This is a genomic window from Streptomyces sp. NPDC127197 (assembly GCF_042672405.1).
Classification (GTDB): Bacteria; Actinomycetota; Actinomycetes; order Streptomycetales; family Streptomycetaceae; genus Streptomyces; species Streptomyces flavusporus.
The window spans coordinates 52,673-79,477 of the sequence record NZ_JBHXVG010000006.1 but is presented as its reverse complement, the minus strand read 5'-3'; the positions used below and the strand labels follow the sequence as shown (position 1 = coordinate 79,477).

The 26,805-nt window shown below is 68.2% G+C and carries 22 protein-coding genes; 13 read left to right on the top strand and 9 right to left on the bottom strand.

All coding sequences use genetic code 11. From position 1 onward, the window contains the following. Positions 1 to 10 precede the first annotated feature (10 nt). The 6 genes from murJ (at position 11) to trxA (ending at position 7,399) form a co-directional block, all read left to right on the top strand. The gene (gene murJ, locus ACFVJQ_RS11680) at positions 11 to 2,323 is read left to right on the top strand and encodes a murein biosynthesis integral membrane protein MurJ (protein ID WP_385782933.1); all 2,313 of its coding nucleotides are present in this window, start codon (positions 11 to 13) and stop codon (positions 2,321 to 2,323) included. Positions 2,324 to 2,462: 139 nt separating this feature from the next. Beyond that, positions 2,463 to 4,196 carry a protein kinase family protein gene (locus ACFVJQ_RS11675; protein WP_385510464.1) on the top strand — a complete coding sequence of 578 codons (1,734 nt, stop codon included), beginning with the start codon at positions 2,463 to 2,465 and terminating at the stop codon, positions 4,194 to 4,196. Between the two features lie 26 nt (positions 4,197 to 4,222). After that, a complete protein-coding gene (gene sigM, locus ACFVJQ_RS11670; protein ID WP_385510463.1) occupies positions 4,223 to 4,948 on the top strand; it encodes an RNA polymerase sigma factor SigM in 726 nt (241 codons plus the stop codon). Then, positions 4,945 to 5,874, top strand: a complete 930-nt coding sequence (locus ACFVJQ_RS11665; RefSeq protein ID WP_385510461.1) for an anti-sigma factor family protein — start codon at positions 4,945 to 4,947, stop codon at positions 5,872 to 5,874. Before sigM ends, ACFVJQ_RS11665 begins: the two co-directional genes overlap by 4 nt. A gap of 181 nt (positions 5,875 to 6,055) precedes the next feature. After that, positions 6,056 to 7,024, top strand: a complete 969-nt coding sequence (trxB, locus tag ACFVJQ_RS11660; RefSeq protein WP_385782928.1) for a thioredoxin-disulfide reductase — start codon at positions 6,056 to 6,058, stop codon at positions 7,022 to 7,024. Positions 7,025 to 7,066: 42 nt separating this feature from the next. Next, complete coding sequence (trxA, locus tag ACFVJQ_RS11655; RefSeq protein ID WP_003991504.1) at positions 7,067 to 7,399, top strand: thioredoxin; 333 nt, start codon at positions 7,067 to 7,069, stop codon at positions 7,397 to 7,399. Between the two features lie 93 nt (positions 7,400 to 7,492). Here trxA and ACFVJQ_RS11650 read toward each other — a convergent pair whose 3' ends face one another. The 9 genes from ACFVJQ_RS11650 to rpmH all read right to left on the bottom strand — a co-directional run bounded on the left by ACFVJQ_RS11650 (position 7,493) and on the right by rpmH (position 14,502). Beyond that, positions 7,493 to 8,110, bottom strand: coding sequence for a GNAT family N-acetyltransferase (locus ACFVJQ_RS11650; protein WP_224737502.1), 618 nt, complete (start codon positions 8,108 to 8,110; stop codon positions 7,493 to 7,495). A 325-nt stretch (positions 8,111 to 8,435) separates the two neighbouring features. After that, positions 8,436 to 9,536 (bottom strand): ParB/RepB/Spo0J family partition protein, encoded by a 1,101-nt coding sequence (locus ACFVJQ_RS11645; protein WP_129798838.1) that lies wholly within the window; start codon positions 9,534 to 9,536, stop codon positions 8,436 to 8,438. Continuing rightward, positions 9,533 to 10,606, bottom strand: a complete 1,074-nt coding sequence (locus ACFVJQ_RS11640; RefSeq protein WP_385510668.1) for a ParA family protein — start codon at positions 10,604 to 10,606, stop codon at positions 9,533 to 9,535. The genes ACFVJQ_RS11645 and ACFVJQ_RS11640 overlap by 4 nt, the downstream gene beginning before the upstream one ends. Before the next feature lie 356 nt (positions 10,607 to 10,962). Then, positions 10,963 to 11,679: a 16S rRNA (guanine(527)-N(7))-methyltransferase RsmG gene (gene rsmG, locus ACFVJQ_RS11635; protein WP_224737500.1), complete on the bottom strand. Its 717-nt coding sequence runs from the start codon at positions 11,677 to 11,679 to the stop codon at positions 10,963 to 10,965. A 109-nt stretch (positions 11,680 to 11,788) separates the two neighbouring features. Continuing rightward, positions 11,789 to 12,301, bottom strand: coding sequence for a protein jag (locus ACFVJQ_RS11630; RefSeq protein WP_385510460.1), 513 nt, complete (start codon positions 12,299 to 12,301; stop codon positions 11,789 to 11,791). Between the two features lie 15 nt (positions 12,302 to 12,316). Further along, a complete protein-coding gene (yidC, locus tag ACFVJQ_RS11625; protein ID WP_385510459.1) occupies positions 12,317 to 13,603 on the bottom strand; it encodes a membrane protein insertase YidC in 1,287 nt (428 codons plus the stop codon). Positions 13,604 to 13,606: 3 nt separating this feature from the next. After that, positions 13,607 to 13,975, bottom strand: coding sequence for a membrane protein insertion efficiency factor YidD (yidD, locus tag ACFVJQ_RS11620; protein ID WP_385510457.1), 369 nt, complete (start codon positions 13,973 to 13,975; stop codon positions 13,607 to 13,609). Continuing rightward, entirely contained in the window at positions 13,972 to 14,343 is a 372-nt protein-coding gene (gene rnpA / locus ACFVJQ_RS11615) for a ribonuclease P protein component (RefSeq protein ID WP_129798843.1), read from the bottom strand. The genes yidD and rnpA overlap by 4 nt, the downstream gene beginning before the upstream one ends. Before the next feature lie 21 nt (positions 14,344 to 14,364). Further along, on the bottom strand, positions 14,365 to 14,502 hold the full coding sequence (gene rpmH / locus ACFVJQ_RS11610; RefSeq protein WP_003956500.1) for a 50S ribosomal protein L34: 138 nt from the start codon (positions 14,500 to 14,502) through the stop codon (positions 14,365 to 14,367). 375 nt (positions 14,503 to 14,877) lie between these two features. Between rpmH and dnaA the strand changes: the two genes are divergently transcribed. The 7 genes from dnaA to gyrA all read left to right on the top strand — a co-directional run bounded on the left by dnaA (position 14,878) and on the right by gyrA (position 26,796). Next, positions 14,878 to 16,845: a chromosomal replication initiator protein DnaA gene (gene dnaA, locus ACFVJQ_RS11605; RefSeq protein ID WP_385782919.1), complete on the top strand. Its 1,968-nt coding sequence runs from the start codon at positions 14,878 to 14,880 to the stop codon at positions 16,843 to 16,845. Positions 16,846 to 17,702: 857 nt separating this feature from the next. After that, on the top strand, positions 17,703 to 18,833 hold the full coding sequence (gene dnaN / locus ACFVJQ_RS11600) for a DNA polymerase III subunit beta (RefSeq protein WP_224734813.1): 1,131 nt from the start codon (positions 17,703 to 17,705) through the stop codon (positions 18,831 to 18,833). 282 nt (positions 18,834 to 19,115) lie between these two features. Then, positions 19,116 to 19,991, top strand: coding sequence for a phosphogluconate dehydrogenase (NAD(+)-dependent, decarboxylating) (gene gnd / locus ACFVJQ_RS11595; RefSeq protein ID WP_385510455.1), 876 nt, complete (start codon positions 19,116 to 19,118; stop codon positions 19,989 to 19,991). Between the two features lie 39 nt (positions 19,992 to 20,030). Continuing rightward, the gene (gene recF / locus ACFVJQ_RS11590; RefSeq protein WP_385782914.1) at positions 20,031 to 21,152 is read left to right on the top strand and encodes a DNA replication/repair protein RecF; all 1,122 of its coding nucleotides are present in this window, start codon (positions 20,031 to 20,033) and stop codon (positions 21,150 to 21,152) included. Next, a complete protein-coding gene (locus tag ACFVJQ_RS11585; RefSeq protein WP_385510453.1) occupies positions 21,149 to 21,676 on the top strand; it encodes a DUF721 domain-containing protein in 528 nt (175 codons plus the stop codon). Before recF ends, ACFVJQ_RS11585 begins: the two co-directional genes overlap by 4 nt. A 401-nt stretch (positions 21,677 to 22,077) precedes the next feature. Continuing rightward, entirely contained in the window at positions 22,078 to 24,162 is a 2,085-nt protein-coding gene (gyrB, locus tag ACFVJQ_RS11580) for a DNA topoisomerase (ATP-hydrolyzing) subunit B (protein ID WP_385510451.1), read from the top strand. A gap of 42 nt (positions 24,163 to 24,204) precedes the next feature. Continuing rightward, a complete protein-coding gene (gene gyrA, locus ACFVJQ_RS11575; RefSeq protein WP_385782910.1) occupies positions 24,205 to 26,796 on the top strand; it encodes a DNA gyrase subunit A in 2,592 nt (863 codons plus the stop codon). Positions 26,797 to 26,805 lie beyond the last annotated feature (9 nt).

Below are 26,805 nucleotides of genomic sequence, written 5' to 3'. Positions count from 1 at the left end.
TGGGGTAACCATGAACGCGCCGTACGACGGTGACCGCGGCCAGGCCGCGGGCAGCTCGGGCTACCCCGAGGGCCCGCCGCCCGAGCACGGCCAGGTGCCGCCGCAGCACCCCGCGGACATGTACCTCCAGGACGCCTACGACCAGGACCCCTACCGGGACCGGGACCTCTCGGCCCAGGACCCGGTCGCCGAGGCGCTCTACGACCGCGCCGCACACCCCCCGCCGCCGCCCGGCACGTACCAGTCGCCGCAACAGCTGTACGCCCAGCCGCCCCAGTCGCCGTACGCCCCCGACCCCCGCGTGTGGGCCCAGACCCCGCCGCCCGAGCCGGAGGGCCCCACCCAGTACCTGCCGTACGGCGACGACCCCCGCACGACCCAGTACGTCGGCGTCGACGACCTGGTCACCCAGGTCGGCGGCGAGCGCCACGAGCCGGACGCCTTCGCGCACCTCTTCCGGGACCAGCAGCAGGGCGGTGCCCATCCTTCGATGCAGCACCCCGGTGTGCCGGGTCCGAGCGCCGCACCCGGCACGGACCAGGGGCCGGCGGGGCGGTACGGCGGGACCTATGCCGCGGCCGGGCCGTACGGCGGCGCCCAGACGTCGCCGGAGCAGCACCAGGCACCTGCCGGGCAGTATCAGGCGCCTCCGTCCCCGCCCGCCGACGAGACACCCGCGGCGGCGAAGAAGGGCGGACGGGCCGGAGGCCTGCTGAAGTCCAGCGCCGTGATGGCGGCGGGCACGATGGTGTCCCGTCTCACGGGGTTCGTACGGTCGGCGATGATCGTTTCGGCGCTGGGTGTCGGCCTGCTCGGTGACACCTTCCAGGTCGCGTACCAGCTGCCGACCATGATCTACATCCTGACGGTCGGCGGTGGCCTCAACTCCGTCTTCGTGCCGCAGCTCGTGCGGGCCATGAAGGACGACGAGGACGGCGGCGAGGCCTATGCGAACAGGCTTCTGACGCTGGTCATGGTGACGCTCGGTGCGCTCACTGTGCTCGCCGTCTTCGGTGCGCCACTTCTCATTCGCCTGATGTCCGACGCGGTCGCCAGCGACCCCGCCGCCAACGAGGTCGGCGTCACGTTCGTTCGCTACTTCCTGCCCTCGATCTTCTTCATGGGCATCCATGTGGTGATGGGTCAGATCCTCAACGCCCGTGGCCGTTTCGGCGCGATGATGTGGACTCCGGTCCTGAACAACATCGTCATCATCGTGACACTCGGCATGTTCCTCTGGGTGTACGGAACTGCCGAGCACTCAGGCATGACGGTCACGAACATTCCACCGGAGGGCCAACGGCTCCTCGGCATCGGCGTGGTGCTCGGCCTCGTCGTGCAGGCTCTGGCGATGATCCCGTACCTGCGGGAGACAGGATTCCGGCTTCGGCTGCGCTTCGACTGGAAGGGTCACGGCCTCGGCAAGGCCGTGACGCTCGCCAAGTGGACCGTCCTGTTCGTCCTCGCCAACCAGGCCGGCGCGCTCGTCGTCACCCAACTGTCCACGGCGGCGGGCAAGGACTCGCCCGTCGACGGCACCGGCTTCGCCGCCTACGCCAACGCCCAGCTCATCTGGGGCCTGCCCCAGGCCATCATCACCGTCTCCCTGATGGCCGCCCTGTTGCCCCGCCTCGCGCGCTCCGCGGCGGAGGACGACGGCGGCGCCGTCCGCGACGACATCTCGCAGGGACTGAGGACGACGGCAGTCGCGATCGTGCCCCTCTCCTTCGGCTTCCTGGCACTCGGCATCCCCATGTGCACGCTGATGTTCGGTTCGTCGGGCACCAGCGAGGCCACCAACATGGGCTACATGCTGATGGCCTTCGGCCTCGGCCTGATCCCGTACTCCGTGCAGTACGTCGTCCTGCGCGCGTTCTACGCGTACGAAGACACCCGCACGCCCTTCTACAACACAGTGATCGTGGCCGCGGTCAACGCCGGCGCCTCGGCCCTGTGCTTCTTCCTGATCCCGTCCCGCTGGGCCGTCGTAGGCATGGCCGCCTCCTACGGCCTCGCCTATGCCATCGGCGTCGGAGTCGCCTGGCGCCGGCTGCGCAAGCGGCTGGGCGGTGACCTCGACGGCACCCGCGTGCTGCGGACGTACGCGCGGCTGAGCATCGCATCGGTCCCCGCGGCACTGTTGAGCGGTGCCGCCTGCTACGGCATCACCCAGGCCCTCGGCCAGGGCATCGCCGGTTCCTTCGCCGCGCTGCTGGCCGGCGGTGCCATCCTGCTGGGCATCTTCTACGTCGCCGCCCGCCGCATGCGGATCGCGGAGCTGAACTCGCTCGTCGGCATGGTCCGCGGGCGTCTGGGTCGCTGAATCGGGGGGTACGCGCACAACCATCGTCCGCCACCGTGTGTCGTGCATAGCGGCGGACTGTGGGCACAATTGGTTTCGGCGTCGGACGGCGCGCAACGGAGTCGGCCGGCGCGCAACGAATGGGGAGGCAGGAACGACGGTGGCGGAACGGAGCACGGCTGCCGTCGACGTGGCAGACAACAGCGGCGATGAGCCGCTGACCGCCAAGGCGGACCAGGCGGACCAGTCCACGGCCGACGGGGTGGCCAACAACCGGGAGCGGGACACGGAGCGCGACGAGGCACAGGGGAGTAGCGGGGCCGAGGATCCCGGAACGAAAGCCTCGCCGCCCGAGCTGCACAGCGGCCACAAGCTCGCCAGACGCTACCGCCTCGAGGACTGCGTCACCCGTCTGGACGGTTTCAGCAGTTGGCGTGCGGTGGACGAGAAACTCCGCCGCGCCGTCGGCGTGCACGTACTGCCCGCGGACCACTCCCGGGCCCGCTCCGTCCTGGCCGCAGCCCGTTCCTCCGCGCTGCTCGGCGACCCCCGCTTCGTGCAGGTCCTCGACGCCGTCGAGGAGAACGACCTCGTGTACGTCGTGCACGAATGGCTGCCGGACGCCACGGAGCTCACCACGCTCCTCTCCTCCGGTCCCCTGGAGCCGCACGACGCCTACCAGATGGTCAGCCAGGTCTCCGCCGCCATGGCCGCCGCCCACCGCGAAGGTCTGGCCCACCTACGGCTGAACCCCAACGCCGTGCTGCGCACCTCCTCCGGGCAGTGGCGCATCCGCGGTCTCGCCGTGAACGCCGCGCTGCGCGGCATCAGTTCCGACACCCCGCAGCGCACCGACACGGAAGCCATCGGCGCGCTGCTGTACGCGTCGCTCACCCAGCGCTGGCCGTACGAGGACGACGCCTACGGACTGGCCGGGCTGCCCAAGGACGTCGGTCTCATCGCCCCCGACCAGGTGCGCGCCGGCGTCCACCGTGGCCTGTCGGAGCTCGCCATGCGCGCGCTCGCCAACGACGGCGCGACCGCCTCCCGGCACGAGTCCCCCTGCACGACGCCGGAGGAGCTGGTGAAGGCGATCGGCGAGATGCCCCGCATCCGCCCGCCGGAGCCCGCGTTCACCGCACCGCCGGAGTATCAGCGCACGACGTACCAGCAGGGCACGTACGGCCGCCAGACGTCCCACCCGAGCGCCACGCGGCCGGTACCCACCCCACCGCCCCCGCTTCAGAGCCGCACCGGCAAGGCACTGAAGTGGGCGGTGTCGGCCCTGCTGATCGCCGCGCTCGGGCTGGGTAGCTGGCAGCTCGCAGACGCCCTCATGGAGCGGGGCGGCACCTCGTCCGACGACACGAACCAGCCGCAGAACCCCGAGGGCAACGACAAGGACAAGAAGCCTGAGACACCGAAGCCGATCGCCATCCAGGGTGCTGAGGAGTACGTGGCCAAGGGCGACTCCCAGCATCCCGCCGACGTGGACAAGACCTACGACGGCGACACGTCCACGGGCTGGCGGACCAGCAGCTACCTGGATGGACCGAAGATGGTGATAAAGCCCGGCGTCGGCATCGTCTACGACCTCGGCTCCACCAAGGAAGTATCCGCCGCCACGTTCTCGCTGCGGTACGGCGGCGACCACACAACGGTCGGGCTGTACGCCACCGACTCCCTGAGTTCGTCCACGCCGCTGAGTTCCATGACGAATCTCGGTACCACGACAACGAGCAGCACCTCCGCGAAGGTGACGGTCGACAAGCGGGTCAAGAGCCGGTACGTCCTGGTGTGGCTGACGGCGCTGCCGTACTCCGGTGACGATCCGGCCAACTACAGCAACCAGGGCTACAAGCAGGCCATCACCGAAGTGAAGTTCACGGGCTGACGTCTCACCGAAGGGGGAGGGGGCCGATGGCGGAAGGCGCCGGGTACGACGCGGTGAGCGATCGGGATCTGCTCGCCCGCCATGTGGAAGGCGACCCTGACGCCTTCGGTGAGATCGTGCGGCGGCACCGCGACCGGCTCTGGGCGGTTGCGCTGCGGACGCTGGGGGACCGCGAGGAGGCCGCTGACGCGGTCCAGGACGCCCTTGTCTCCGCCTACCGGGCCGCCCACACCTTCCGCGGCCAGTCGGCCGTCACAACCTGGCTGCACCGGATCACGGTGAACGCCTGCCTCGACCGCGCCCGCAAGGCGGCCTCCCGCAAGACCTCGCCGGTCGACGACACCGAGCGGCTGGAGCAGTTGCTGGAGCCGCACGAGTCGGCGTCGGCCCCCGCCGAGCGAAACGACCTGCATCGCCAGCTCCTCGAAGCGCTCGGCACGCTCCCGCCCGACCAGCGCGCCGCCCTCGTCCTCGTGGACATGCAGGGCTACCCGGTCGCCGAGGCCGCCCGCATGCTCGACGTCCCGACCGGGACGGTGAAGAGCCGCTGCGCACGCGGCAGAGCCAGACTCCTCCCGCTGCTCACCCATCTACGTCCGGAAAACGCCGGTCGCGGCGAAGAGCCGGCCGCGGGGCGGAACCGGGCGCAGGGGACATCCGTCCCACCGGCAGCGGGACCGCACGGTGCGGGACCACGGGGTGCAGGGCCAAGCGATTCAGCTGCTGTGAAGGGCGGAGGTGGGCGAGCGTGACATCCACGACGGATACGGCCGGGCACCCGGACGTCACGGAGATCTCCGACCTCACCGAAGGCCTGCTCCCCCCGAACCGGACCGCAGACGTACGACGGCATCTGGACGAGTGCGAACTCTGCGCTGATGTCCTCGCGTCGCTGGAAGAGATCCGGGGGCTGCTCGGCACACTGCCGGGTCCGCCGCGTATGCCCGCCGACGTCGCCGAACGGATCGACGCCGCTCTCGCCGCTGAGGCTCTCCTCAACACCACCGCACCCGATGCGATGAGCACCTCAGCACCCGTCGACGCGGCCCGCACGACCTCCGACACGGACGACGGCACGCGTGTTTCACGTGAAACATCGGCAGCCACGATTCGCCCCTCTGGCCACGCAGGCACCTCCACCACCGGTCCCGGGCGTAAGAACCGCAGGCGGGGCGGGCGCCGCAGGGTGGCTGTCCTGGGTGCGGTCTTCTCTGCCGCCGCTCTGGGGCTCGGTTCCGTCCTCGTGTCCTCGCTGACCGGGTCGGAGCCGGGCACCACGGCCCACGAGCAGCAGTCCGCCTCCGCGGACACCTTCTCCGAGGGGAAGCTGGAGCAGCAGGTCGTGGATCTCCTCGCCAAGGGCCAGAGCTCCGGGAACGGCTCCCGCACTCCCGACGACTTCGGTGTGGAGTCCGCCCCCAGCACCGACCGGAACCGCGTCTTTCAGCAGCCCACGGTCCGGGTCCCCGAGTGCGTCCAGCAGGGCATCGGACGCAGCGACGCCGCCCTGGCGACCGAGCCCGGAACCTATCAGGGCACGAGCGCCCTGCTCGTGGTCCTGCCCGACACCTCGAACCCCGCGCGGGTCACGGCCTACGTCGTCGACGCGACCTGTGTGGATCAGTCGTCGTCCGCTACGGCCAAGGTTCTGCTGGAGCAGTCCTACACTCGCCCCTGAGGACCCACCGCCTCCTCCTGTCGCCCGGCCTCTGCTCCCGCGGGGTATCTCCTCGAGGGAGCACTCCGTGTGCCCGGGCACAGCGGGAATGCGCGCCCCTTAGGATCCGTTGGGTGGGGTGAGAGTTCTGAAAGGGGCTCCCCCGGTCGAACGACGCAGTCCAGAGACGAGGAATCAAGCCGTGAGCGACGTCCGTAACGTGATCATCATCGGCTCCGGGCCCGCCGGCTACACGGCGGCGCTCTACACCGCGCGCGCGTCGCTGAAGCCACTGGTCTTCGAGGGTGCCGTCACCGCAGGTGGTGCGCTGATGAACACCACCGACGTGGAGAACTTCCCGGGCTTCCAGGACGGCATCTTGGGCCCCGAGCTCATGGACAACATGCGCGCCCAGGCCGAGCGGTTCGGCGCCGAGCTCGTTCCGGACGACATCGTCTCCGTAGACCTGACCGGTGAGATCAAGACCGTCACCGACACCGCGGGCACGGTGCATCACGCGAAGGCCGTCATCGTCGCCACCGGCTCCCAGCACCGCAAGCTCGGCCTGCCCAACGAGGACGCGCTCTCCGGCCGCGGTGTCTCCTGGTGCGCCACCTGCGACGGCTTTTTCTTCAAGGACCAGGACATCGCCGTGATCGGCGGCGGCGACACCGCAATGGAGGAGGCCACCTTCCTCTCGCGCTTCGCCAAATCCGTCACGGTCGTCCACCGCCGGGACACCCTGCGCGCCTCCAAGGCGATGCAGGAGCGCGCCTTCGCCGACCCGAAGATCTCGTTCGTCTGGGACAGCGAGGTCGCCGAGATCCAGGGCGATCAGAAGCTCTCCAGCCTGAAGCTGCGCAACGTCAAGACCGGCGAGCTGTCGGATCTCGCGGTGACCGGCCTGTTCATCGCGATCGGCCACGACCCGCGCACCGAGCTGTTCAAGGGCCAGCTGGACCTGGACGAGGAGGGCTACCTGAAGGTCGACGCGCCCTCCACCCGCACCAACCTGACGGGTGTCTTCGGCTCCGGTGACGTGGTCGACCACACCTACCGACAGGCGATCACGGCGGCCGGCACCGGCTGCTCCGCCGCCCTCGACGCCGAGCGCTTCCTCGCCGCCCTCGCGGACGCGAAGAAGGCCGAGCCCGAGAAGACCTCTGTCTGAACCCTCAATCCGCCCCACGCACCAACCAGTTAGGAGCCCGCCGTGGCCGGCACCCTGAAGAATGTGACCGACGACTCCTTCGAGCAGGACGTCCTCAAGAGCGACAAGCCCGTACTGGTGGACTTCTGGGCCGCCTGGTGCGGTCCGTGCCGCCAGATCGCGCCGTCCCTCGAGGCGATCGCCGCCGAGTACGGCGACAAGATCGAGGTCGTCAAGCTGAACATCGACGAGAACCCGGGTACGGCCGCCAAGTACGGTGTCATGTCGATCCCGACGCTGAACGTCTACCAGGGCGGCGAGGTCGCCAAGACGATCGTCGGTGCCAAGCCGAAGGCCGCGATCGTCCGCGACCTCGAGGACTTCATCGCTGAGTGACGCCGTGCCGTCGAGCAGACGGCACCATGTTTCACGTGAAACACGAATGGGCCAGCCCGAGAGGGCTGGCCCATTCGTGTGATGTGCGGCGTTCTAGAGCGGCCTCAGGACTGGCTCCTTCTGCACCGCCCCCAGCAGCCGGTCCAGCGCCAGCTCCACGTCTTCCTTCCAGGAGAGCGTCGTGCGCAGCTCCAGCCTCATCCGCGGATACGTGGGATGGGAGCGGACGGTCTTGAAGCCGACCGCGAGCAGATGATCAGCGGGCAGCACACAGGCGGGTTCCTTCCACCGGGCGTCCCCGAACGCCTCGATCGCTTTGAAGCCGCGCCGCAAAAGATCCTTGGCGACTGTCTGGACCATCACTCGGCCCAGCCCCTGCCCCTGGTAACCCGGCACGATGAACCCGGTCATCAACTGCACGGCGTCGGGCGAGACGGGGCTCGTGGGGAACGCCGTGGAGCGGGGAGCGTAGGCCGGAGGCGCGTAGAGCACAAAGCCCACCGGTACCTCATCGACATAGACGACCCGCCCGCAGGATCCCCAGTCCAACAGCACGGCGGAGATCCAGGCCTCCTTCTCCAGCGCGGACGTGCCCGCCTTTACCGCTGCCTCACCGCTGACTGGATCCAACTCCCAGAAGACGCACGTGCGACAGCGCTTGGGAAGGTCCGGAAGGTTGTCCAGCGTGAGCGGTACGAGCCGACGCCCCATGAAGGCTGTTCCTCGCTTCCTTCGCCCGCCGCATCGCGGGCGGCAGTCAGTGCGCTCCGTTCCCTGAGCAGGCTGCCGACGAACCCGCCGACCGCGCCCAGCCCCAGTCCCGCGCTCACCAGTCCGGTCCGGCTCATCGGTCGCATGACCCCGCCTCCCCTTAGAGCCTACTCCCAGGTGGATGCGCCATATCCGAACGCATCGTATCCACGATGCGATTCCATCGATACCGCCAAAAAGCAAAGTGCGGGCCGCGTTCCGGTACACACCGGACACGGCCCGCACTGACGGCACTGCTGGGCGGAACCACCCCGCCGCCCGAGGCTCAGTCCTCTGCCTCCTCGGAGTCGCCCTCCAGAAGGCTCTTCTGCAGGACCGGCCCCTCACCGGGCGCGAGCGAGCTGAGGATCCGCTCGAGGTCCTCCATGGAGGCGAACTCCACGGTGATCTTGCCCTTCTTCTGGCCCAGGTCGACCTTCACCCGCGTCTCGAAGCGGTCCGAAAGACGAGTGGCGAGGTCGGTCAGTGCCGGAGAGACCCGGGTCCCGGCCCGGGGGCCCTTGGAGCGCTGAGCCGCCTTGGGCCGCGATCCCATCAGGGTCACGATCTCCTCGACGGCACGCACCGAGAGCCCCTCGGCCACGATCCGGTGCGCCAGCCGGTCCTGCTCCTCCGAGTCCTCGACGGAGAGAAGGGCCCGCGCATGTCCGGCGGAGAGCACTCCGGCGGCCACCCGGCGCTGGACCGCCGGCGACAGCTTCAGCAGACGCAGCGTGTTGGAGACCTGCGGGCGGGACCGACCGATACGGTCCGCCAACTGGTCATGCGTACAGTTGAAGTCCTTCAGCAACTGGTCGTAGGCGGCCGCCTCTTCGAGGGGGTTCAGCTGGGCCCGATGCAGGTTCTCCAGCAGGGCGTCCAAGAGGAGCTTCTCGTCCTCCGTGGCCCGCACGATCGCCGGGATCGCCTCGAGTCCCGCCTCACGGCAGGCCCGCCAACGCCGCTCACCCATGATGAGCTCGTAGCGGTCGATGCCCAGCTGCCGTACGACGACCGGCTGGAGAAGTCCGACCTCCTTGATGGAAGTGACGAGCTCGTGCAGCGCATCCTCGTCGAAGACCTCACGCGGCTGCCGCGGGTTCGGCGTGATGAAGCCAAGGGGGATCTCGGCGAAGTGGGCGCCCATGGGAGGTGCGGGCGTTTCCACGGCGCCGCTCACCGACGGCTCCTCGGTTTCACGTGAAACAGGCGGCAGCGTGGCCACCTTCGCCGCGGCCACCCCGCGTTCATTGTTCAGCACCGGCACCGCCGTGGGGGACGTGGAAGCAGCGCCTCCCACCGCAGTCTGCGCCGGCGTCCTCTCGGTCGGGGCCGCAGGGATCAGCGCGCCGAGACCACGTCCCAGCCCCCTCCGTCGCTCGCTCACTGGATCCCCTCCACCATGCTCTGGTCGCTCTGAGCGCCGATATGGGCGTGCGTCCCGTCATAGCTGACGCCGACACCCTTCAACGCGATTTCTCGTGCCGCCTCAAGATAGGAGAGGGCACCGCTCGATCCTGGATCGTAAGTCAGCACCGTCTGCCCGTAGCTCGGCGCCTCGGAGATACGGACCGAGCGGGGAATGCTCGTCCGCAGCACCTCGTCGCCGAAGTGGTTGCGCACCTCGTCCGCGACCTGTGACGCAAGCCGCGTCCGACCGTCGTACATGGTGAGCAGGATCGTCGATACATGCAGCGAAGGGTTGAGGTGTCCCCGCACCAGGTCGACGTTGCGCAGCAGCTGCCCCAGCCCCTCCAGCGCGTAGTACTCGCACTGAATCGGGATGAGGACCTCCTGGCCGGCCACCAGCGCGTTGACCGTGAGCAGACCGAGTGACGGCGGGCAGTCGATGAGGATGTAGTCCAGTGGCTGCTCGTAGGACTGGATCGCTCGCTGGAGACGGCTCTCCCGCGCCACCAGGGACACCAGCTCGATCTCCGCACCGGCGAGATCGATCGTGGCAGGCGCGCAGAAGAGACCCTCGACATCGGGGACCGGCTGAACGACCTCCGAGAGCGGCTTGCTCTCGATCAACACGTCGTAGATGGAAGGAACTTCGGCGTGATGGTCGATCCCCAGAGCGGTGGACGCGTTGCCCTGCGGGTCAAGGTCGATCACCAGGACCCGGCCGCCGTGCAGAGCCAGCGAAGCAGCCAGGTTGACGGTCGTCGTCGTCTTGCCGACCCCACCCTTCTGGTTGGCCACGACGATGACACGGGTCTGTTCGGGTCGTGGCAGACCCTCACCGGCCCGGCCCAGAGCCTCGACCGCCAGTTGGGCAGCACGACCGATGGGAGTGTCGTCCATCGGGGGCGGTGTTTCACGTGAAACATCCTCCCCCGGCGACTCGGTACGGGGACCGGGGACCGGATCGGTCATCGGTCCCGCGATGTTGGCGTCGGACCGCAAGGATTCACTCTCCTCGACTTCAGGCTCGCAATGAACAGAGCCTCCCATGTCTTCGGGGTCGCGAACCAGTGAGGCCTGGTGTTCTGTGGAGAAATCCACCGCTGTGGACAACTCCATGCCTCTGGAGGGAGACGGAGTGTCACCCGAATCGGGAGGAGCCTCCCCGCCCAGGGAACCGAGAGGCTTGCGGTCACGAGGTTCGGCCGCGGCGCGGCCGCGGCCGATGATGCCGTGGAGCAGTGAGCGACGTTTCACGTGAAACACGATGCACAGCGACCGGGGCCGGACTGTCGCGACACTCCGTCATGCATAGGTTTGGCAGCTTGTGTGGAGTACGTCTCACCCTCAGGGCGGATCAGCAGGCACCTCAGGAGAACGGCACCACGGCCCAGCACACACCGATCTCAGCGCCGCCTCCGCGCCCGCCCCGTACGTGCCGCCTTCGCACGCTTCGCCGCGAACCGCACACCGCCCGGGCTCTCCCCGACCTCCACACGCACGACCGTGGACATCGGATCCACCACACCCTCACCGACATGCAGGATGGACGTCTGAACCGCACCGAGCTTGCTCAGAGCAGTGGCCGCGCTCTTCAGCTCCTCCTCCGCGGTGTCGCCCTTGAGCGCGAGCATCTCGCCGTACGGGCGCAGCAACGGAATCCCCCAGGTGGCCAGCCGATCCAGCGGAGCCACAGCCCGTGCCGTCACCACATGGACCGGCGGCAGCTTGCCCATGACCTCCTCGGCACGGCCGCGCACGACGGTCACATGATCGAGGCCCAGCAGCTCCACGACCTCGGTCAGGAAGTTCGTCCGCCTGAGCAGCGGCTCGAGCAACGTGATCTTCAAGTCGTCCCGCACCAGCGCCAGGGGAATCCCGGGCAGACCGGCACCGGAACCCACGTCGCACACAGTCACGCCCTCGGGAACGACCTCCGAGAGTACGGCGCAGTTCAGTAGATGCCGCTCCCAGAGACGGGGCACCTCACGCGGGCCGATGAGCCCACGCTGCACTCCGGCCTCGGCCAAGAGCTCGGCGTACCTCACCGCATCCGCGAAGCGATCACCGAACACGTCGCGTGCCTGCTCGGGCGCAGGGGGGAGCTCCGCTGCCTCCGTCACGGGGGACCGTCCTTCCGTACTGCAAAAGCGCACTGGGCGCTGACCACCAGGCTGACAAAGTTCGGCCCCGTCTGCGCAACAGACGGGGCCGGTGGAGCGTAGGGACCAATCAGGCAGGCAGAACGACGACGAAGCGCTCGGGCTCCTCGCCCTCGGACTCGCTGCGCAGACCAGCGGCCTTGACCGCGTCGTGGACGACCTTGCGCTCGAACGGCGTCATCGGCTTGAGCTTCACGGGCGAGCCGCTGCTCTTGGCCTCGGCGGCGGCCTTGGCGCCCAGCTCGGAAAGCTCGGAGCGCTTCTTGGCCCGGTAGCCCGCGATGTCCAGCATCAGCCGACTGCGGTCACCGGTCTCCCGGTGCACGGCCAGGCGCGTGAGCTCCTGAAGCGCCTCCAGCACCTCACCGTCCCGGCCGACCAGCTTCTGCAGGTCGCGGCTCCCCGTGTCGCTGATGATCGAGACAGCAGCGCGGTCACCCTCGACGTCCATGTCGATATCGCCGTCGAGATCAGCGATGTCCAGCAGACCCTCGAGGTAGTCCGCCGCGATGTCGCCCTCCTGCTCCAGGCGGGTCAGGGTGTCTGCACCCTCGGTAGCGGCGGAGGTGGTGCCTTCCGTCACGGGATGGACTCCTTCTTACTTCTTGGACGAGGACTTGGGCCGCTGCGGACCCTTGCGCTGGCCGGACTGGGCCCGGCTGCGGGAACCGCCTCCGGACTTGGGGGCCGCCTTCCCAGCGGACCCCGCCGGCTTGGCGTCCTCCGGGTCGCCGGACTTGCTCAGCGAGGTCGACGGCGAGGACGTCTTCTCGGCACCTCCGGCAGGCTTCGGTCCGCCGGCCTGGCGCTTGGACTTGGGCTGCCGCTTGGGCTGCTGCCGCTTGGGAGCGGCGGTGGCCGGCGTACCGTCCTCGGTCACGGTGGCCACGGCAGCCTCGCTCTTCACAACGGAGCCGTCGGCCTGGGCCGCGAGGCCCGCCTTGCTCAGTCCGTTGATGAACTTGCGCTCGTAGTCGTTGCGGTCGCGCCCCTTGGCGACGATGGCCTTCACGATGGCGCGCTCACGCCGGTTGCGGGCCTTGCCGTGGTGCGTGACGTGCTTGTACAGGCGGTCCAGGTAGGCGGCCTGGGCCTTGGAACCCGGGGTCGGGTTGTTGTGGATGACGTACATCTGCTGGCCCATGGTCCACACGTTGGTGGTCAGCCAGTAGACGAGGACACCGACCGGGAAGTTGATGCCGAAGACGGCGAAGATGACGGGGAAGACGTACATCAGCATCTTCTGCTGCTGCATGAACGGCGTCTTCACCGTGGTGTCGACGTTCTTCGTCATCAGCTGACGCTGCGTGTAGAACTGCGACAGCGACATCAAGACGATCATGATGGCGGTGACGACCCGCACATCGGTGATCGAGTAGCCGAGTGCCTCGACCTTGGCGGAGCTGTCCGTGAACTTCGCGGCCAGCGGAGCACCGAAGATATGGGCCTGCTGCGCGCTCTCCAGCAACCGGTCGTTGATCACGCCGACCTTTTTGTTCTGCGCGATGCTGTTGAGCACGTGGTACAGGGCGAAGAAGAACGGCGACTGCGCCAGGATGGGAAGGCACGAGGAGAGCGGGTTGGTGCCCGTCTCCTTGTACAGCTTCATCATCTCTTCGGACTGACGCTGCTTGTCGCTCTTGTAGCGCTCCTGGATCTTCTTCATCTCGGGCTGGAGCGTCTGCATGGCCCGGGTCGCCTTGATCTGCTTCACGAAGAGCGGGATCAGGCAGATACGGATCAGGACCACCAGAGACACGATGGACAGGCCCCAGGCCCAGCCCGTGTCAGGGCCGAAGATCGCACCGTACAGCGAGTGGAACTGAACGATGACCCACGAAACGGGTGTGGTGATGAAGCTGAAGAGGCTGGCAATCGTGTCCACTAATCATGCTCCTTGGGCATGGGACGAGGTCTCTGCGGCCGGGCTCGAAGGAACGTTGCTCGAAGAAACATTCTCTTCGGTGGCCGTTTCGGCGGCGGAGGGCCCGCCCTTGCGTGCGCGCCATGCGTTGCGCAGCAGTTCGTGCCACCGCGGACGCTTGCGCGGCGGGACATGGTCCACACCACCCAGCGACCACGGATTGCAGCGCAGGATGCGCCAGGCCGTGAGTGCGGTGCCCTTGAGGGCACCGTGCCGGTCAATAGCCGTGTAGCCGTAGTGGGAACACGACGGGTAGTACTTGCACACCGGCCCGAGCAGCGGGCTGATCGTCCACTGGTACAGCTTGATCAGCGCCAGCAGCGGGTACTTCATCGCGCGCCCCCTCCCAGCAACCGCTGAAGAGCGGCATCCAGGTCTCGGGCCAGCTGTGCATGTTCAGCGTCACCCGCACCGGGCAGCGCTCGTACGACTACCAGGCTACCGGGGGGCAGCTGGTCGACTCGCTCACGCATCAGATGGCGAAGTCTGCGCTTGACTTTGTTGCGCACGACGGCGCCACCCACGGCCTTGCTCACGACGAAACCCGCACGCGTCGGGGGAGCGCTCTCCCCAGGCGCGTGCGGGTCCGTGGCACCGCTACGAAGGTGGACGACGAGAAGTGGGCGTCCGGCCCGGCGTCCTCGTCGAACCGCGGTCGCGAAGTCCTCGCGCCGCCTCAGCCGGTTCTCGGTGGGCAGCACGACGTCATGACCTGACCGGAATCAGGCGGACAGACGGGCGCGACCCTTGCTACGGCGGGACGCGAGAATCGCGCGGCCGGCACGGGTGCGCATACGCAGCCGGAAGCCGTGGGTCTTCGCGCGACGACGGTTGTTCGGCTGGAAGGTGCGCTTGCTCACTCGGGGGCTCCAGAAAGAAATCGGTGGTGGCGGGGTGCCGTCCTGGCTGTCACCGTGCGCCCACGAGTAGCTCGCGTTACGCCCGAGTGCACCGCTTTCCGATCACCTTGACGCGATCTGTGCCCATCGGAGGCAGGCGGCAGCAGCCATCGACAACTCGACCTGGTTACGGTACGCGGGGCTACGCCATCCGGTCAAACCGGCGGCCGCGGGGAGACACTATCCACAGGCTGGGGACAATAACTTGAACCACAGCGGTCGCCCTGACTACCGTGGCTGGACTCCGATTCGTTCCCTTATCCCTGCGGAACCCGACTTACATCCCGACCCGTCCCACAACCACACGTTCGTGGGACCCGTGAGAGAGCGTGCCCTGTGGCTGACGTACCTGCCGATCTTGCCGCAGTGTGGCCACGAGTTCTCGAGCAGCTTCTCGGTGACGGCCGCGGGCAGGACGTCGAAGCCAAGGACGAGCACTGGATCCGGCGCTGCCAGCCCCTCGCGCTGGTCGCCGACACCGCCCTGCTGGCCGTACCGAACGAGTTCGCGAAGGGCGTGCTCGAGGGCCGCCTCGCCCCGATCGTGAGCGAGACGCTGAGCCGTGAGTGCGGCCGCCCGATCCGCATCGCGATCACCGTCGACGACTCCGTCGGCGAGACCCCGGCCCCGCCGGCACCCCCCACCCAGCCCCAGCCGCGCTACGACGAGCCGGAACTCCCCGCTCCGTCCGGCCAGTACGAGGGCTACGGCCGGCACCGCTCCGAACAGCGCCCCGGAACGTCCGGCGACCAGCTCCCCACGGCCCGCCCCGCCTACCCGGCGGAGTACCAGCGCCCCGAGCCGGGCGCCTGGCCGCGGTCGGCGCAGGACGAGTACAGCTGGCAGCAGCCGCGGCTCGGCTTCCCGGAACGGGACCCCTATGCAACGCCGCCGCAGGACTCGTACGGATCCCACGCACAGGACGCGTACGGATCACCGTCGCAGGACTCGTACGGATCCCACGCACAGGACTCCTACGGATCACCGTCCCGCGACTCCTACGGATCCCCGTCGCAGGACTCGTACGGATTGCCCTCGCAGGAGTACCGCCAACAGGGCATGGAGCGCCCGTCGTACGACCAGCAGCGCTCCGACTACGACCCGTCACGCGGCGACTACGACCAGCGCGACGCCCGGCGGGAACTGCCCGAGCAGCAGGGCAGCGCCGGGCCCGCGCACCGCGGCCCGGCGGGCACCTCGCTGCCCGCGTCCAGTGGCGCGCCAGGCCCGCTGGCGGCGCAGCCCGCGCCGGCGACCGGCCCCGGTGAGCCGACCGCGCGACTGAACCCCAAATACCTCTTCGACACGTTCGTCATCGGCGCCTCGAACCGCTTCGCGCACGCGGCTGCGGTGGCCGTCGCCGAGGCGCCGGCCAAGGCGTACAACCCCCTGTTCATCTACGGGGAGTCAGGGCTCGGCAAGACGCACCTGCTGCACGCGATCGGACACTACGCGCGGAGCCTCTACCCGGGCACGCGTGTGCGGTACGTGAGCTCGGAGGAGTTCACCAACGAGTTCATCAACTCCATCCGCGACGGCAAGGGCGACAGCTTCCGCAAGCGGTACCGCGAGATGGACATCCTGCTCGTCGACGACATCCAGTTCCTGGCGGACAAGGAGTCGACGCAGGAGGAGTTCTTCCATACCTTCAACACGCTCCACAACGACAACAAGCAGATCGTGCTCTCCAGCGACCGGCCGCCCAAGCAGCTGGTGACGCTGGAGGACCGGTTGCGGAACCGTTTCGAGTGGGGCCTGATCACCGACGTCCAGCCGCCCGAGCTGGAGACGCGGATCGCGATTCTGCGCAAGAAGGCGGTGCAGGAGCAGCTCAACGCCCCGCCGGAGGTACTGGAGTTCATCGCCTCGCGGATCTCGCGCAACATCCGCGAGCTGGAGGGCGCGCTGATCCGGGTGACGGCGTTCGCGTCGCTCAACCGGCAGCCGGTGGACCTGGGCCTGACGGAGATCGTCCTGAAGGACCTGATCCCCGGCGGCGAGGACACCGCCCCCGAGATCACCTCGACGGCCATCATGAGCGCGACCGCCGACTACTTCGGCCTCACGGTCGAGGATCTGTGCGGAACCTCGCGCGGGCGCGCGCTGGTGACGGCCCGGCAGATCGCCATGTACCTGTGCCGCGAGCTGACGGACCTGTCCCTGCCGAAGATCGGCGCGCTGTTCGGCGGCCGCGACCACACGACGGTGATGCACGCCGACCGCAAGATCCGCAATCTGATGGCCGAGCGGCGCTCCATCTACAACCAGGTCACCGAGCTGACGAACCGCATCAAGAACGGCTGACGGCAGCCGTCCTACGCCTCTGAGGGCGCCCCGGGACGAGGTCCCCGGGCGCCCTTCGTCGTTCGTCGGCCACCCGCGGTTCGATTACGAGCCGAGTTACGGCCGCTCTCCACAGATTCGGTGACTTTCTGCCGTCCACATCCTGGGGACTGCGAAGTTGTCCAGATCGTGTCCACAGCCTGACCTGTTGAAGGACCATCAGACCAGGTCAGGTGGTTGTGGACCGGTGGACGAAGGATCTCCACAGTCTGTGGACAGGCAGGCGATCCACAGACTGTGCACGGAGTTGTCCACCGGCCACCCACAGGCCGGGGAAGGTTGTCCCCAGTGACGCCTACCTTCTCCACAGCTCTGTCCACTGTTCGGCAACGCGACGCGCCTGCTCACCAGGCCGAGTGAAAGGCGTCACACAAAGCTGCCGGGTTGGGCTGTGGGAAACATGGGTAAAGCTGGGGACGGCGCTGGGGAGAACTCGCCCCACCCTGTGCATGGGGTGTGCAGAACTTTCCGTTCTCCACAGAAGTGTTCAGTTGTCCACTGCCTCCGCCCACAGGCGCCGTGGACAAAATTTCCGCCCTGAGCTGGGATAACGTAGTTATCCACGGTATCCACAGGCCCTACTACTACTCCCAACTAGAGAGAGCTGGGAATCCGTTTCGAAGAGGGCCCTGTGCACAACTCGCTCTTCGGCGCCCTGCTGCCCCTCGTCACGACTTGACCCCGAGAGGCACCTACTGTCAGTGCTGTGCGTCAGACTGTTCCCCGGTGTCCTTCCCGTCCCAGGGGCCCGCGACACCGAGACAGACGACGAAGCCAGGCAGGGCGAGAAGCGCCGGCAACAGCAGGAGGCGGCAACAGTGAAGATCCGGGTGGAACGCGACGTACTCGCGGAGGCAGTGGCCTGGGCGGCGCGCAGCCTCCCGGCCCGTCCGCCGGCGCCTGTCCTCGCCGGCCTGCTGCTGAAGGCCGAGGACGGCCAGCTGAGCCTGTCCAGCTTCGACTACGAGGTCTCCGCGCGCGTGTCGGTGGAGGCGGAGGTCGAGGAGGAGGGCACGGTCCTCGTCTCGGGCCGACTGCTCGCCGACATCTCCCGCGCCCTCCCCAACCGGCCGGTGGAGATTTCCACAGACGGTGTACGGGCGACGGTGGTCTGCGGCTCCTCGCGCTTCACACTCCACACCCTGCCTGTGGAGGAGTACCCGGCGCTGCCGCAGATGCCGAACGCCACGGGCACGGTCCCCGGCGAGGTCTTCGCCGCCGCGGCCGCCCAGGTCGCCATCGCCGCCGGTCGTGACGACACGCTGCCCGTCCTCACCGGTGTGCGCATCGAGATCGAGGGCGACCGGGTCACCCTGGCCTCGACCGACCGCTACCGCTTCGCGGTCCGCGAGTTCCTCTGGAAGCCGGAGAACCCGGACGCCTCTGCGGTCGCCCTGGTGCCCGCCAAGACGCTCCTGGACACGGCCAAGGCGCTGACCAGCGGTGACAGCGTGATCCTGGCGCTGTCCGGCTCGGGCGCGGGCGAGGGTCTGATCGGCTTCGAGGGCGCCGGTCGACGTACGACGACCCGCCTCCTGGAGGGCGACCTCCCGAAGTACCGCACGCTGTTCCCGACCGAGTTCAACTCCGTCGCCGTGATCGAGACCGCGCCCTTCGTGGAAGCCGTCAAGCGTGTGGCCCTGGTCGCCGAGCGGAACACTCCGGTGCGGCTCAGCTTCGAGCAGGGCGTGCTCATCCTGGAGGCCGGCTCCAGCGACGACGCACAGGCTGTGGAACGGGTGGACGCCCAGCTGGAGGGCGACGACATCTCGATCGCCTTCAACCCGACGTTCCTGCTGGACGGACTGAGCGCCATCGACTCCCCGGTGGCCCAGCTGTCGTTCACGACGTCCACGAAGCCCGCGCTGCTCAGCGGCAAGCCGGCGCTGGATGCCGAGGCGGACGAGGCCTACAAGTACCTGATCATGCCTGTGCGTCTGAGTGGCTGAGCGTGTGAACCGGGCCAGCCGCGGCGACTGCTGGGGGTGTGGGGGTTATCCCCCCACAAGCTCGCAGTATGCCGGTGCGCCTGAGCGGCTGACGCTGCCCCCAGTTGTCCACAGGCTGTGCGTTCCGAGTGGACGACCAGGCCCGCCCGGCCGTCGAAAGCCGCAGGTGAGGGGCTACGTATGAGCGCGTATGCCCACAGGTGTGCGTGACAGTCCGGGTTTAGGCTCGGACGTGGGTACGAAGGTGCCTCACACGCCACAGCAACCTAAGGAACACAACTGATGGAGCTCGGTCTCGTCGGCCTCGGCAAGATGGGCGGCAACATGCGCGAGCGGATACGCCGCGCGGGCCACACCGTCGTCGGATACGACCGCAACCCGGACCTCGCGGATGTCCACAGCCTCGAAGAGCTTGTGGGCAAGCTGACGGGCCCGCGGGTCGTGTGGGTGATGGTCCCGGCCGGTGCACCCACCCAGTCGACCATCGACGAGCTCGCCGAGCTGCTGGAGCCCGGTGATGTCGTCGTGGACGGCGGTAACTCGCGCTGGACGGACGACGAGAAGCACGCCGAGGAGCTGGCCGCCAAGGGCATAGGCTTCGTCGACTGCGGCGTCTCCGGCGGCGTCTGGGGCCTGGAGAACGGCTACGCGCTGATGTACGGCGGCGACGCGGAGAACGTCGCCAAGGTGCAGCCGATCTTCGACGCGCTCAAGCCGAAGGGCGACTTCGGGTCGGTGCACGCCGGCAAGGTCGGCGCGGGCCACTTCGCGAAGATGGTCCACAACGGCATCGAGTACGCGATGATGCAGGCCTACGCCGAGGGCTGGGAGCTGCTGGAGAAGGTCGACTCCGTGACCGACGTCCGGGAGGTCTTCCGGTCCTGGCAGGAGGGCACTGTCATCCGCTCCTGGCTGCTCGACCTTGCGGTCAACGCCCTCGACGAGGACGAGCATCTGGAGCAGCTCAAGGGTTATGCACAGGACTCCGGCGAGGGCCGCTGGACTGTGGAAGCCGCCATCGACAACGCCGTGCCGCTGCCCGCGATCACGGCTTCCCTCTTCGCGCGGTTCGCGTCGCGTCAGGAGGACTCTCCGCAGATGAAGATGATCGCGGCGCTGCGGAACCAGTTCGGCGGCCACGCAGTCGAGAAGAAGTAACGAGCAATACAGGACACCGGGGGAGGCCGGCGCACCACCATGCACGTCACGCATCTGTCGCTGGCCGACTTCCGCTCGTATGCCCGGGTCGAGGTCCCGCTCGACCCGGGCGTCACTGCCTTCGTCGGGCCCAATGGGCAGGGCAAGACGAATCTCGTCGAGGCCGTCGGCTACCTCGCCACCCTCGGCAGCCACCGGGTCGCCTCCGACGCCCCCCTCGTCCGCATGGGTGCCGACCGCGCGATCATCCGCGCGCAGGTCCGCCAGGGCGACCGGCAGCAGCTGGTCGAGCTGGAGCTGAACCCCGGCAAGGCCAACCGCGCCCGCATCAACAGGTCCTCGCAGGTCAGGCCCCGTGATGTGCTCGGCATCGTGCGCACTGTGATGTTCGCGCCCGAGGACCTCGCCCTGGTGAAGGGCGACCCCGGGGAGCGGCGCCGCTTCCTCGACGAGCTGATCACCGCCCGTTCGCCGCGCATGGCCGGCGTGCGCTCCGACTACGAGCGTGTCCTCAGGCAGCGGAACACGCTGCTGAAGTCGGCCGCGCTGGCCCGCCGACACGGGGGCCGCTCGATGGACCTGTCCACCCTCGACGTATGGGATCAGCACCTCGCGCGCGCGGGCGCCGAGCTGCTCGCCCAGCGCCTCGATCTGATCGCCGCGCTTCAGCCGCTCGCCGACAAGGCGTACGAGCAGCTGGCTCCTGGGGGCGGCCCGGTCGCCCTGGAGTACAAGGCGTCGTCCCCGGGCGACGCGCACACCCGGGAGGCCCTCTTCGAGCAGCTGATTGCCGCGCTGGCCGAGGCCCGTAAGCAGGAGATCGAGCGGGGCGTCACCCTCGTAGGGCCCCATCGGGACGATTTGATTCTCAAACTCGGTGAGCTGCCTGCCAAGGGATACGCCTCCCATGGGGAGTCCTGGTCCTATGCGCTGGCGCTGCGCCTCGCGTCGTACGACCTGCTGCGCGCCGAGGGCAACGAGCCTGTGCTGATCCTCGACGATGTCTTCGCGGAGCTGGACACCCGCCGGCGCGAGCGCTTGGCCGAGCTGGTCGCGCCCGGCGAGCAGGTGCTGGTGACGGCTGCGGTCGACGACGACGTACCGCATGTGCTGGCGGGGGTGCGGTACACGGTGTCGGACGGGACGGTGGAGCGCGTATGACCACCGATGAACCGGCACCCAAGGGGACCCCTTCCGGCGTCGACCTCGCGCGGGTCGCGCTGCGGGCGGCGAAGGAGCAGGCACGCGCGCGTGGGGACGCGGCGCAGCAGAAGAAGCAGGCGCGGCGTGGCGGCCTGCGTTCCGGGGCGCGCGCCGACGGCCGTGACCCGATGGCGCTCGGCGCGGCGATCAACCGGCTGATCAGCGAGCGGGGCTGGGAGGCCCCGGCCGCGGTGGGCGGCGTGATGGGCCGCTGGCCGCAGATCGTCGGCGAGGACGTGGCCAAGCACTGCATTCCGGAGAAGTACGACGAGGACGAGCGGGTGCTGGTCGTGCGGTGTGACTCCACGGCCTGGGCGACGAACCTGCGGCTGCTCGCGCCCACGCTGGTCGCCCGCCTCAACGAGGACCTCGGTCACGGCGCGGTGAGGCAGATCAAGGTGTACGGGCCCGGCGGCCCCGCCCGCCGCTACGGCCCGCTGCGTGCGCCCGGCAGCAGGGGCCCCGGCGACACCTATGGGTGACCTGGCCGCCCGGGTCTGCCAGGAGTGACCGACATCACGTCGGTGCCGTCGTAGGTGCGTCGGTGCGACCGCGGAACGCCTACTGCCGCATGACCGGACACAGTTGCGAATATCGGCCTGGCCCTGGAGTAGCAAAGGGTTGACATCCGGAAGCGCTGAGTGCCTCTGTGAGCCTCTTGGAGCCCCCATCCGCATATCGGGACCCGGCCGAGGATGGTTCAGGGCGCCACATGAGGACTCAGGTGCCCGCAAACCCCCATCACTGTCGGCGCTACCGGTAGACTGGAGGGCAATCCCGCCCCCGTCGTGGGGACGTCCGGGAAAAGCTGAGCAACGCTGATCAAGGCTTACCAACGCAACATGCCGCAGCCGCTCCGGCAACCCGCCGACGAGCCCGGCTCGTGCTGTGCCAGAAAGGGCGCTTCGTGGCCGATTCCGGCAACCCCAACGAGAACATCCCGTCCACCGACGCCGACGTGAACGCCGCGGCCATCGCCTTGAACGGCGAGGTCACGGCTTCGTACGACGCCAGCGCCATCACCGTCCTCGAGGGTCTGGACGCCGTCCGCAAGCGACCCGGCATGTACATCGGCTCGACCGGTGAGCGCGGACTGCACCACCTTGTGCAGGAGGTCGTCGACAACTCCGTCGACGAGGCGCTGGCCGGGCATGCGGACACCATCGACGTCACGATCCTCGCCGACGGCGGGGTGCGGGTCGTCGACAACGGCCGTGGTATCCCGGTGGGCATCGTCCCCTCCGAAGGCAAGCCGGCCGTCGAGGTCGTGCTGACCGTGCTGCACGCGGGCGGCAAGTTCGGCGGCGGCGGCTACGCGGTCTCCGGTGGTCTGCACGGTGTCGGCGTCTCGGTCGTGAACGCCCTGTCGAGCAAGGTCTCCGTCGAGGTCAAGACCGACGGCTACCGCTGGACGCAGGACTACAAGATGGGCGTCCCGACCGCCCCGCTCGCCCAGCACGAGGCCACGGAGGAGACCGGCACGTCGGTGACCTTCTGGGCCGACCCGGACATCTTCGAGACCACCGACTACTCCTTCGAGACGCTCTCGCGGCGCTTCCAGGAGATGGCGTTTCTCAACAAGGGTTTGACGATCAAACTCACTGACGAGCGCGAGTCGGCCAAGGCCACGGCCGGTGCGGACGAGGCGGGCGCGGACGAGAAGGCCGAGCCCAAGACGGTCACGTACCACTACGAGGGCGGCATCGTCGACTTCGTGACGTACCTCAACTCCCGCAAGGGAGATGTGGTGCACCCGTCGGTCATCGACCTCGAGGCGGAGGACAAGGAGAAGAACCTGTCCGTCGAGGTCGCGATGCAGTGGAACAACGGCTACACCGAGGGCGTGTACTCGTTCGCCAACATCATCCACACCCACGAGGGCGGTACGCACGAAGAGGGCTTCCGCGCCGCGCTGACCTCGCTCATCAACAAGTACGCGCGCGACAAGAAGCTGCTGCGGGAGAAGGACGACAACCTCACGGGTGACGACATCCGCGAGGGTCTGACGGCGATCATCTCGATCAAGCTGAGCGAGCCCCAGTTCGAGGGCCAGACCAAGACCAAGCTGGGCAACACGGAGGCGAAGACCTTCGTACAGAAGGTGGTCTACGAGCACCTCAACGACTGGCTGGACCGCAACCCGAACGAGGCCGCGGACATCGTCCGCAAGGGCATCCAGGCGGCCACCGCGCGCGTGGCGGCCCGCAAGGCCCGTGACCTGACCCGCCGCAAGGGGCTGCTGGAGAGCGCGTCGCTGCCGGGCAAGCTGTCGGACTGCCAGTCGAACGACCCCATCAAGTGCGAGATCTTCATCGTCGAGGGTGACTCCGCCGGCGGCTCGGCCAAGTCCGGCCGCAACCCGGAGTACCAGGCGATCCTCCCGATCCGAGGCAAGATCCTCAACGTCGAGAAGGCGCGGATCGACAAGATCCTGCAGAACCAGGAGATCCAGGCGTTGATCTCCGCCTTCGGCACCGGGGTCCACGAGGACTTCGACATCGAGAAGCTCCGCTACCACAAGATCATCCTCATGGCGGACGCCGACGTCGACGGCCAGCACATCAACACCCTGCTGCTGACCTTCCTGTTTCGCTTCATGCGGCCGCTGGTCGAGGCGGGCCATGTGTTCCTGTCCCGTCCCCCGCTTTACAAGATCAAGTGGGGCCGGGAGGACGTCGAGTACGCGTACTCCGACCGCGAGCGCGACGCGCTGATCGAGATGGGCCGCCAGCGTGGCAAGCGGATCAGGGAGGACTCGATCCAGCGCTTCAAGGGTCTCGGCGAGATGAACGCCGAGGAGCTGCGCATCACCACGATGGACCAGGAGCACCGCGTCCTCGGCCAGGTCACCCTGGACGACGCCGCCCAGGCCGACGAGCTTTTCTCGGTCCTGATGGGCGAGGACGTCGAGGCGCGCCGCCAGTTCATCCAGCGCAACGCCAAGGACGTCCGCTTCCTCGACATCTGAGTCGGTCTCAGCTGACCGCACCAGGAAGGATCTTCACCAGCTATGGCCGACGAGAACACTCCAGTCACGCCTGAAGAAGAGGGCCTGGCCCTCCGCGTCGAGCCCGTCGGGCTCGAGACGGAGATGCAGCGCTCCTACCTCGACTATGCGATGTCCGTCATCGTCTCCCGCGCCCTGCCGGACGTCCGGGACGGACTCAAGCCCGTCCACCGCCGCGTCCTGTACGCGATGTACGACGGCGGCTACCGCCCCGAGCGCGGCTTCTACAAGTGCGCGCGTGTCGTGGGCGACGTCATGGGCAACTACCACCCCCACGGCGACAGCTCCATCTACGACGCGCTGGTCCGCCTGGCCCAGCCGTGGGCGATGCGCATGCCGCTCGTCGACTCCAACGGCAACTTCGGCTCCCCGGGCAACGACCCGGCAGCGGCCATGCGCTACACCGAGTGCAAGATGGCGCCGCTGTCGATGGAGATGGTCCGCGACATCGACGAGGAGACCGTCGACTTCACGGACAACTACGACGGCCGCTCCCAGGAGCCGACCGTCCTGCCCGCCCGTTTCCCGAACCTGCTGATCAACGGCTCGGCCGGTATCGCGGTCGGCATGGCCACCAACATCCCGCCGCACAACCTGCGCGAGGTCGCGGCCGGCGCCCAGTGGTACCTGGAGCACCCGGAGGCCAGCCACGAGGAGCTGCTGGACGCGCTCATCGAGCGCATCAAGGGCCCCGATTTCCCGACCGGCGCCCTGGTGGTGGGCCGTAAGGGCATCGAGGAGGCCTACCGCACCGGCCGCGGCTCGATCACCATGCGCGCGGTCGTCGAGGTCGAGGAGATCCAGGGCCGCCAGTGCCTGGTGGTCACGGAGCTGCCGTACCAGGTCAACCCCGACAACCTCGCGCAGAAGATCGCCGATCTGGTGAAGGACGGCAAGATCGGCGGCATCGCGGACGTCCGCGACGAGACGAGCTCCCGCACGGGCCAGCGCCTCGTCATCGTCCTGAAGCGGGACGCGGTCGCCAAGGTCGTACTGAACAACCTCTACAAGCACACCGACCTGCAGACGAACTTCGGCGCCAACATGCTGGCGCTGGTCGACGGTGTGCCGCGCACGCTGTCCCTGGACGCGTTCATCCGCCACTGGGTGACGCACCAGATCGAGGTCATCGTCCGCCGTACGCGCTTCAGGCTGCGCAAGGCCGAGGAGCGGGCGCACATCCTGCGCGGTCTGCTGAAGGCCCTGGACGCCATCGACGAGGTCATCGCGCTGATCCGGCGTAGCGACACCGTCGAAATCGCGCGCGGGGGCCTGATGGAGCTCCTGGAGATCGACGAGATCCAGGCCAACGCCATCCTCGAGATGCAGCTGCGCCGACTGGCCGCCCTGGAGCGCCAGAAGATCGTCCAGGAGCACGACGAGCTCCAGGCGAAGATCAACGAGTACAACGAGATCCTCGCCTCGCCGATCCGCCAGCGCGGAATCGTCAGCGAGGAACTCGCCGCGATCGTCGAGAAGTACGGCGACGACCGCAAGACCCAGCTGATCCCCTACGACGGTGACATGTCCATCGAGGACCTCATCGCCGAGGAGGACATCGTCGTCACGGTCACGCGCGGCGGTTACGTCAAGCGGACCAAGACGGACGACTACCGGGCGCAGAAGCGCGGCGGCAAGGGCGTACGCGGTACGAAGCTGAAGGAAGACGACATCGTCGACCACTTCTTCGTCTCGACGACCCACCACTGGCTGCTGTTCTTCACCAACAAGGGCCGGGTGTACCGGGCCAAGGCCTACGAGCTGCCGGACGCCGGCCGGGACGCGCGCGGCCAGCATGTCGCCAACCTGCTGGCCTTCCAGCCGGACGAGGCGATCGCCGAGATCCTCGCGATCCGCGACTACGAGGCGGCGCCGTATCTGGTCCTGGCCACGAAGGCCGGTCTGGTCAAGAAGACGCCGCTGAAGGATTACGATTCGCCTCGCTCCGGCGGCGTGATCGCGATCAATCTCCGTGAAAGGGAGGACGGTTCCGACGACGAACTGATCGGAGCCGAACTCGTGTCGCCCGACGACGATCTGCTGCTGATCAGCAAGAAGGCGCAGTCGATCAGGTTCACCGCGACGGACGAGTCGCTGCGCCCCATGGGCCGCGCGACCTCGGGCGTCAAGGGCATGAGTTTCCGTGCGGGAGACGAACTGCTCTCGATGAATGTTGTTCGACCCGGTACGTTCGTGTTCACTGCCACCGACGGCGGGTACGCGAAGCGGACCGCTGTTGACGAGTACCGGGTCCAGGGTCGCGGCGGCCTCGGCATCAAGGCCGCCAAGATCGTCGAGGACCGTGGATCGCTCGTCGGCGCGCTGGTGGTCGAGGAGACCGACGAGATCCTCGCCATCACGCTGTCCGGCGGTGTGATTCGCACGCGAGTCAACGAGGTCAGGGAGACGGGCCGTGACACCATGGGCGTCCAACTGATCAATCTGGGCAAGCGCGATGCCGTGGTCGGTATCGCACGTAACGCCGAGGCGGGACGTGAGGCGGAGGAGGTTGACGGCGCCATTGCCGTCGACGAGACCGTCGAAGGTGCCGCGACCATCGGCACGGACGAGGGTGAGGCGCCCTCGGCCGAGTAGCACGAGGAG